Genomic DNA, 2,199 nt, shown 5'->3' with positions numbered 1-2,199 from the left:
TACGGCGGGACGGGGGAGGCAGCAGGTGCCGGCCGTTGTCGGTGCGGCGGGGGGTCGCTCCGGGGTGCATGCGCCGTGCCTCCTTCAGGACCGGTGCCAGTTGTGCGGCGGCAGCTTGGGGTCGTAGACGCCGTCGGGGAGGTCGTCGGTGAGGCGGAGCGCCCAGCGGTGCAGGCGCTGCGTCAGGTCGGCCTGTACGCGCCGCATGCCCGGGTGGTTCCAGCGGTCGTCCAGCTCCATCGGGTCGGCGACGACGTCGTACAGCTCGCCCGTCCCGTCCACGTGCTGGTAGAGCTTGTAGCGGTCGTGCCGCAGCATCCGCGAGAAGCCGCTCTGCGTCACGGTGTTCAGCTCGTCGTACCTGGTCCCCTCGTACGGGAAGTGCAGCTCGGGCCGCGCGTCGTCCGGGTACGGGAGGCCGCCGTAGCCGCGCTCGGTGACGATGTCGGCGAACTCGGCGGCCGGGTAGTCGGCGCCGGAGAGCAGCTGCCACAGGCTGCGGCCCTGGACGCCGAGGGGGATGGGCCGGCCGATCACCTCGCAGAGGGTGGGGAGGATGTCGGCGAGCGAGACGAAGTCCCTGCGGTTGTCGCGGGGCTCGACGCCGCAGCCGTGCACGACCATCGGGATCCGCGCCAGCACCTCCGGCATCCCGGCGCCCTTGCGCTGGAGGCCGTAGTCGCCCGCGTAGTCGCCGTGGTCGGCGAGGAAGATCAGCAGGGTGTCCCGCCAGACGTCCTGCGCCTTCAGATGGTCGACGAGCCGGCGGAGCTGGTCGTCGATGAGGCGGAGCATCCCGCAGTACGTGGCGCGGTAGCGCCGCCAGAGCCGGTCGTACCCGGGCCGCTTCTCCTCCACCAGCTCCCGCAGCCACTTGTACGCCCCGCCCTTGCGCACCGCGGCCTCGGGCCCGCAGGCGCGCGCGGGCACCTCGTCCTCGCCGAACAGCGAGAAGTACGGCTCCGGCGCCTGGTACGGGTTGTGCGGCTCGGGCATCGACACCCAGGAGAAGAACGGCCGGTCGCGGTCGCGGGCGTCGATCTGCCCGATGGCGTCGGAGACGATCCGGTGCGCGAACTGCAGCTCCACCGGGAACGGGGTCGGCTCGGTCGTCGGGCCGTGGTCGACGGAGCGCAGCCAGGCGGCGAACTCCTGCTGCCCGGGGGTCTCGTCGGGGCCGGCCTCGTGCCCGTACGGGCCGGAGAAGGCGTCGAAGAACTCCTTCCGGCCGCGGTACATGTGGGTCTTGCCGGCGTAGAAGCGCTGGTAGCCGGCGCCGCCGAGCACGTCGAGCAGGTCGTCGCCGCGGACCACGCCCTGCGGGGTGGAGTTCTGCCGCACCCGGTGGGTGCTGGGCCACCGGCCGGTGAGCAGGCTGGTGCGGGCGGGGACGCAGGCGGGCGCGGTGGTGTACGCGCGCCGGAACCGGACGCCGCCGGCGGCGAGGGAGTCGAGGAAGGGCATGGTGTCCAGACCGAAGCCCTCGCCCGCCATGAAGTCGGGGCGGTGCTGGTCGGTCATCACGAACACGATGTTGGGCGCGGTGGGGCAGGTCACCGAGAACCTCCGAGGTTGCCCCGGCCTTCAGGCCGGGGAGGAATCGAACTCCTCCGGAGCTGGGCAGGGAAGGCCGGATGGCCGCCGGGTTGATCCGACGTCTGTAGATCGAGGCGAGAGGTCAACTGTCAGTCCCCCGCTGTACAGGCTCCCGTCGATGTGGTGGCGCGCGCCGGGCTCGATGTACGGCGGCCCGCCGGGGATCGGGTCGCCGAAGGGCTTGTCGCGGTTGCCCTCCGCCAGCCGGTACGGGCCCTCCGGTCCGCCGTCGCTGACCAGCAGGAACGAGCCGACCTTCCGCGAGTGCGCGCCCATGCAGGCCACCACGTACCAGGTGCCGCGGAAGTAGTGCACCTCCGGCGCCCAGGCGTTGCCGCGCCGGCCGAACTCGTCGTCGTGCCAGTGCTCCTGCCAGGGCGCGACGACGGTGCGTCCCGGCCGGTTCTCGCCGGCGAACTCCGGCGACCACACCTTGCCCTTCTCCGCGTCCGGCCGGATGCCGGTCGTGTCGGCGAGCCGCCAGGGGCCGCGCAGGGAGCGGGCCGTCCAGACGAAGATCCCGTCGTTCCACGGGCTCGCGGTCTCCAGCCCGGGGACCCGGGTCGTGCCGGTGGCGACGTACAGGGGACGCCCGTCGACGTG

General features: G+C 72.8%; 1 protein-coding gene and 1 pseudogene. Both read right to left on the bottom strand.

Translation table 11 applies throughout. From position 1 onward, the window contains the following. Positions 1–84 precede the first annotated feature (84 nt). Positions 85–1,557 (bottom strand): sulfatase-like hydrolase/transferase, encoded by a 1,473-nt coding sequence (locus tag H5J30_RS28590; RefSeq protein WP_181790178.1) that lies wholly within the window; start codon positions 1,555–1,557, stop codon positions 85–87. Positions 1,558–1,689: 132 nt separating this feature from the next. Continuing rightward, positions 1,690–2,199, bottom strand: a pseudogene (locus H5J30_RS28585) (glycoside hydrolase family protein); the annotation flags it as partial.

It is taken from the genome of Streptomyces phytophilus, from assembly GCF_013870535.1.
Lineage (GTDB): Bacteria > Actinomycetota > Actinomycetes > Streptomycetales > Streptomycetaceae > Streptomyces > Streptomyces phytophilus.
The sequence above is the reverse complement of the archived record's forward strand: the minus strand, read 5'-3'. Positions and strand labels throughout refer to the sequence as shown.